General features: G+C 59.3%; 6 protein-coding genes and 1 tRNA gene. All 7 read right to left on the bottom strand.

Translation table 11 applies throughout. From position 1 onward, the window contains the following. A partial coding sequence (locus PLF13_14595; protein HOP08497.1) for a hypothetical protein occupies window positions 1-362 on the bottom strand: 362 nt, incomplete at its 3' end. Then, entirely contained in the window at window positions 359-841 is a 483-nt protein-coding gene (locus PLF13_14590) for a hypothetical protein (GenBank protein HOP08496.1), read from the bottom strand. The genes PLF13_14590 and PLF13_14595, both read right to left, overlap by 4 nt. Further along, window positions 823-1074 carry a hypothetical protein gene (locus PLF13_14585; GenBank protein ID HOP08495.1) on the bottom strand — a complete coding sequence of 84 codons (252 nt, stop codon included), beginning with the start codon at window positions 1072-1074 and terminating at the stop codon, window positions 823-825. Before PLF13_14585 ends, PLF13_14590 begins: the two co-directional genes overlap by 19 nt. Further along, entirely contained in the window at window positions 1071-3269 is a 2199-nt protein-coding gene (locus tag PLF13_14580) for a hypothetical protein (protein ID HOP08494.1), read from the bottom strand. The genes PLF13_14585 and PLF13_14580 overlap by 4 nt, the downstream gene beginning before the upstream one ends. 11 nt (window positions 3270-3280) lie before the next feature. Beyond that, the gene (locus PLF13_14575) at window positions 3281-5152 is read right to left on the bottom strand and encodes a DNA polymerase (GenBank protein ID HOP08493.1); all 1872 of its coding nucleotides are present in this window, start codon (window positions 5150-5152) and stop codon (window positions 3281-3283) included. Window positions 5153-5560: 408 nt separating this feature from the next. Continuing rightward, window positions 5561-5636, bottom strand: a tRNA-Cys gene (locus PLF13_14570). Window positions 5637-6002: 366 nt separating this feature from the next. Beyond that, window positions 6003-6218 (bottom strand): hypothetical protein (locus PLF13_14565; GenBank protein ID HOP08492.1); only part of this gene is annotated, 216 nt, incomplete at its 5' end.

Below are 6218 nucleotides of genomic sequence, written 5' to 3'. Positions count from 1 at the left end.
AGCACCTTGGACTGCCAGTCGCGGGAATCCCACGTCGCGTACAAAGATAGCCCCATTCGGCGCATTGTGGCAAGCAAAATCTCGTGGCATCGCACGGCGCTCATCGTGGCCTTGAATAGTTTCGGATTTACGAGAGGGCGCTCGGTCACTATGGTGAGGGGTCCCTTGGTCGCTAAGTCGCGAAAGAACTTCTCCAGGGCCACCGGATCGAGATGCGTCATGAACCGGGTCTTAGAGCGCATGTATTCTTTGGACTTATACGTTGGCATGCGGGAGAACAAAGACCAGCCCCCATCTTCCGGCACCGCGCCAAGGGTGCCCGTCACGCCGTTGTCCACTCCGATGAAGACACGTCCGCTCACGTAACGGCCCTCAGCCGAAACTCCAGTGCGGAGTAGGCAGCGAGCGGGTTCCCGATCGTCCTCACCAGCCCGCGAGACGCCCCCGGCAGCCAGGGCACTCCCCCGCAAGAGGCCAGAATAAGAATTCCCGAGGGTCCCTGCAGCTGCTCAAGCGGGCTGATTGCACGGTCTACCGCTTCGTGTATCGCGTCATGCATGAGGACGGGCTTGTCGTCGACGTGCACCACCCCGAACGCGTCGAACAGAAAGCCGCCCTCCGGGAGCAGCCCGTCCAGGTATAGGAACGACATGCGCTCGGCCACCCCCGGGTCCCCAGAGAAAGCAAACATACGTGGGTAGTCCGGGTTACCCCGCTGCTTAGGGGTCTCCGCCAGCGCAACGACGCAGGAGTCAGTGAACTCCGATGCCCGGGACAGGAAGCGTCCCACCGCGTTCCCGTCATGCATTTGCGCGAGCTTGGTTACTGCGTCTGTTTCCATTCACCGTCCGCCAGGTAGTTTTCTGCGTCAAAAAAGTCCGTAGCCCCGTCTTCGAAGGACATCGTGCTGGGCTGGGCCAGTTCTACGAACTCACGAAGCGACACGAACTCGGCGTAGTCTTTCTTTTTTTGTCGCCATCCATCGGGGTCCAGAATCCTTACACCAAGTATGCCACACCAGGCTTCGGGGCGCAACGTGAGGTGCTGCAACGAATTGAATTGTTTCTGTCTCATGACTCTTCCTCCAGCTCCGGGTGCCAAATAACCCACTTTTTCACTTTCGCCGCGTTTGACCCGTGCCGAGGCGGTTTTTCTTCGTCGATGCGCAGAACCCCGCGGTTCTTCAACTGCCCAAGGCAGGTCTGGAAGCTGCGGACGGTCCTGAGTTCCTTGCCAAACTGCTGGTCAGACTCTGCAAGAACTTTGTACAGCTCAGCAGACGTCCCAGTCCAGCACTTCCGCTGATGGCCGGCAGCCGCCGCGTCTGCTTTCAGGAACGACAACAAGTAGTCGAGCAGGACGCCCGTGGAGCCCTGCGTCGATGCGGCCTCCATCAGCTCGGGGTGCTGAAACTTCTCGATACCGAACCGGGTCATCTGTGACTTGACACATTCAGGCAGGTCCCAGTCGAGCAAGAACCGGGCGAAGAACGGAAGCTCCTTTTTGAGCAGTTCTTCGGACTTGCGGCGCTCTGGAAACGGGAACTGCACCGAGGACGTCTTGAACATCAGCACCTTGTCCCGGTTGCTGATCTCCAAGTTTGGCAGGATGTTCAGTGACTCAGCGTCCAAGTTGCATGAGATCATGATCCGACCATACCACGGCACATCGGTCTCCTTGGTAAACTTCTGTGCCGACCGAAGTGTGGCGTTCGCGACGATTCGTTTTAGCTGGTTGGAGAATGCCGTGGATGCCCGATGGTCCTCGGCAGCCCTCGAGTCGCCGACGTACATTACGGGGCTCTCCGCGACATCTTCTGTCCAGCGCACGTTATCGACGAGGTAGCTCGTCCCTTCCTCGCACCCGCCCATGAGCCCGCCCACGATGCCCTCGCAGAAGAAGCTCTTGCCCTTGTTCGGGTGACCCGCGATGATCACGACCTGCCCCTGCGTAGGCGTGAGCGTCAGCCCGCCCTCGTAGAACCGCTTGAGCCAGGCGAACAGGAACGCCCGCTGGTTCAAGTCGTCTTCGCCTTTGTCGTCGGTGAAAAACACGTCCATGAATGACTTGATGTACGGGAAGTACTGCTCTCCGTCGGACCAGGACATCTTGGTGTCCTTCTGCGGTGCCGGCTTAATCGGCTCCGGCGCTCCTATGTTCAGGTACTTCTTGCCGCGCCACTGGACCAGCCCTCGCGGGAAGTGGACGAGCTTTTTCGCGTAGTCCACCAGCCGTTGGGACTTGATGGCGATCTCGGCCTCGTCCAACTCGGAGCAGGTCTTGCCCTTGCCGCGAGCGGGATCAAACCCCTTGACCTTTAGATACTGCGAGAAATCGGCTTTGTCCCAAGCGACATAGTGCCCGCCTTCCTCGTCCGGCACCTTGGCGTAGTACCGCTTGCCGTCATAGTAGGTGTTGTCGAGCAGCTCGGACGTCTTGGTTGCGGCGAACCGCGAGACGAATGCGCTGCCGAAGATATCTGCCCATGACATGAACGCGCGATCGCCGGTATAGCAAGTCATTCCGTCCCTGCGAACTTGCGCGCCCGTAGGGTTGTCGGCGGCGGGGTCCCAGAAACGAACGCCGCGCGCTCCTTCCACGAATCGGCCAGGCCAACGTCCCGGGAACCGCTCCTGCATTTCACGGGCTACTTCGTCAATCGGTATGTCGTACCGCTTGGAGTCGGTCCACAGAACGGCGTCGCGTGTGGCTTCCCATGCCCAGTGGGCCAGAACCGCGTGCTTGATCGGCGCTCCGCCGATGGCCACGAACTCCTTCCCGATGTCATAGTATTGCCCGATATTTGCAGTAGCGCCCGCGTCGTATCCGGCGAGCCACTGATTTAAGCGCAATTCCTTGAACAGCCGCTCCAGGAACTTTTTCACTTGGACACCAGGGGACACGGGGATCGGTTTTTCGAACAGCCAGTACAGCTTGGCTCCCTTGCGGAACGAGACAGACCCGTACGCTGGCAGCCACTCGCAAGGCGGGTGATCCGACAGCTCCCGCAACCTGTCCGCCGTCACCGCGCGGTTGTCGTAGTCCACGATCAGCCCGTGCATCTTGACCGGAGGATTGTCCTTGCCGATTCGGATCACGGGGCTGAGGCCCTCGACCGCCGAGACGAACGCGTGCTTGGTGATGGGGTTCAGCGCCCACGCCTTGTACTCTTCCTTCGTACCCTCCGGCGGGCCTTCCACCTCCAGCTCCCACGGGGCGTCGATCTGGTCGACCGACATGGAAGCAAGGTTGTTCAGTTTGAAGAACACGGTCCGGCCTCCTATTTCTTGTAGTGGGTCGCGATATCAATCTCCGTGTCCAGGGGCAGCCCGTCAGCCCACGGAGAACTTGTGGTTAAGATGCGGTGAATGTCGGCTATTTTCTCCGCATAGTCATCGGCGATCGGAAGCGGAATCACGAACTCGTCGTAGACGGTCCAATTGACCACGTACCCGGCGTCGACCAGCGCGACCCACGCGTCCCGGAGGATGTCGCGGGCCACGCTCTGGGAAATGTTTTCAAAAATTTTCCCGCCGTAAAGTCTTCTGGCAGAATCACCTAGGACTTGCTTGGCCAACAACTCCCGCCGTATCTTTCCAGTCTTCTTGTCCTCCACGTTCGCGTATACGGGGTCGTAGTAGGTGATCCAACGCCCGGAGGGCAGCTCCACCCGGTGAGTGTCGTCGCCGTTGACGGCGGACGACATGAGGGCCGCCTGATGCTTGTGCCACTGCCCGACAATAGCCGGGTTGGCGGCGCGGTACTGAGCAATGGCCCTCGCTGCCTCTTCGTCGTCGGGGGCGAACTCCCCGCCGGTCAGGACCGGAGCCGTATCCTTGAACCGGGGCCCTCCCATGTTGTAATTAGCCCCGAGAACCGTGGCCTTTACGAACGCATAGGTCTTAGGGTCTTCCTTCTTCAGCCCCTTGGTGTCTTCGCGACGAAGGATCTTAGTGGCTGCGGCCTCATAGACGTTGTACCCCTGCTTGATCAGGTCAATCGTATGCGTGTCTCCGGAAAGCCACAACACTACTCGGGCCTCCACCTGCGCATAGTCCGCGATTACGAACACGTGACCGGGAGGAGGAACGAGCATGGTGCGAAGGTTGACCCCCTGGATTTCCCCGCGCGGAAGATTGTACAGATTGAAGGCACCCCCGACGTCGTCCTGGGAGCTGTCCCGCTTGACGCCGGCGGTGAGCCGTCCGCTGTGGGCACCAAAGTACGTCGAAGTGTAGGGGAACGTGCCGTCGGGCCGTACTCCGTCGCGCAAAGTCTTCAGCTTCGCGAGCAGGGCGTTGGTTGAGCGGTAGTGACGGATGGCCGCGACCCACGGGAACTCGTCCTTGTATTTTTGATAGAAGGCCTCGCCCTCCGGAGTCGATTTGGCGAGAGACCCCGGCACCTTGATCCCGTCCTTACGTCCCTGCGCCCTGACCGCGATGGAGGACAGCGCAGGTTCTTCGGGGTACCACGGGATCACCTTGCCATACCCGAACAGCAGCTCCTCGAGGTCGGCGATGCCCGACTCCAGCAGCTCCATGTCGACGTGAATTCCAGCGTCGGCAGACATCCGGTTCAGCTCGGACACTCGCTGTTCGACCGCGGGCCACTCGGGGAACTTCTCCACGGCGATTCGGCGACACCAACGGGAATCGTCAAGCCCGTAAGCCAGCATCGCTTCCCACTTCTCCGGGCTCGCCTTGAGCTCGTCGCCTGTTTTTCCCTTGGCATTCTCTCGGACTTTCTTCGAGATATCCTCCCCGAAGAAGTTTTTCACGGCCGCTTGGAGCGAGCGTTTGGAGCGCATGTAGGCCGTGCAGTCCGCGGTGCAGGCAAAGCGCGCGGGCCTGCACGTTTCGGGGATAACGCCTTCGTCTTTCAGCCGATCGAAGAACAGCTTGTCGAAGGCCATGTTATGGGCCACGACGACCTTGCCTGTCAGCCGGTCCCACCCAACAAAGTCTTTCGGGTTGCCGACCCACTCGAAGTCGTGGCCCACGATCGAGATCAGATAGGGCTCTACCTGCGGGTGCCGCGTGTAGGACCACGCGGACATCTTGCGGAGCGATACTTCGTCGTCGTAGTAACTCTCGAAGTCTATGGCGACGATTTGTTCGGGCGGCTCGGTCCCGTATGTTTTCCAGGTCATGTGTTTCCTTTCGCTGTGTGCCATCTTCCGATGGGCTTTGAACCAGCCAAGACAGAGTACCCTTCTGGGCTCGGATTTGTCAACTGCCTTGGAAAAGGGAGACCCCCGAGCGATTGGCACGGGAGGCAGCCGGGGCCATTGCGGCCCTGCGTTTCCCATCGGTCGGGGGTCAAAGTGTTTCGTTCGTTCATCGTCGGCTGCCTTTCCTGGTCGCCCCGTGCCTTGGGGACTTAGTGACCAAGCATCACTGTACCATGGGCTCGGTCCTCTGCAAGCAGAATTTGAAAAATTTTTTGCAGTCCGTCACAATGGGCTCTGCTATATTGCGTTATGCAGAAAAAAAAAGCGCCCATCAAACCGCAGGGAAACAAGAAAAACCCACGATTCGACGGACGCGTTGAGGAAAAATGGAGACCCGGGACGGACTCGAACCGTCGAGTAACTGGTCTGCAGCCAGCCGCCTTTGCCACTCAGCCACCGGGTCTAGAAGGAGGAACAGCAGCCAGGTCGCTCACGCTGGGCCTGGCCGACGCCGACTATTCCCGCCGATGGGCAAACCATCTAACGCGGGATAAACGCTCGGCCAACACTTGCCCGGCCCCAACGGCGATTCTGTCCGACGTGCCCACGTGCTGCTGCTCCAAAAAGTGCCCGGCTGTACGGGCGTCAAAGAACCATTCCGCACACGTCTGTGCGTCGATACGGGTAAGCATTCCCGTCGCCATTTGAGCATCCACGCTTTCACGTCGAGAGGCTCGCGGTTCGATGTTGTGTACCCGATCGGTATCTTTTACCAGCAAAAACGGTGATATGCACAGAAAAGTTCCCGACCGGGTATATTATTCAGTTGTCAATCAACAGGAGGCCCGGAGGTCTCGGAGTCCTTGGTTTCTTCAGTTTCTTCTTTCTGTGGCGCCTTGTCAAGCGATCTGTTCATGGTCTCCACGATCGCGTTAAAATGAGCGCGGACGATTTCACAGATGCTGCCCTGCTCACCGATGTTGGAAGCCAGCACCGTGTTCCCAAACTTCAGGAACAGGGTGCCGGCTACTTCTTCAACGGAGTA

The sequence above is a fragment of the Candidatus Zixiibacteriota bacterium genome (assembly GCA_035380245.1).
Lineage (GTDB): Bacteria > Zixibacteria > MSB-5A5 > GN15 > FEB-12 > DAOSXA01.
The sequence above is the reverse complement of the archived record's forward strand: the minus strand, read 5'-3'. Positions and strand labels throughout refer to the sequence as shown.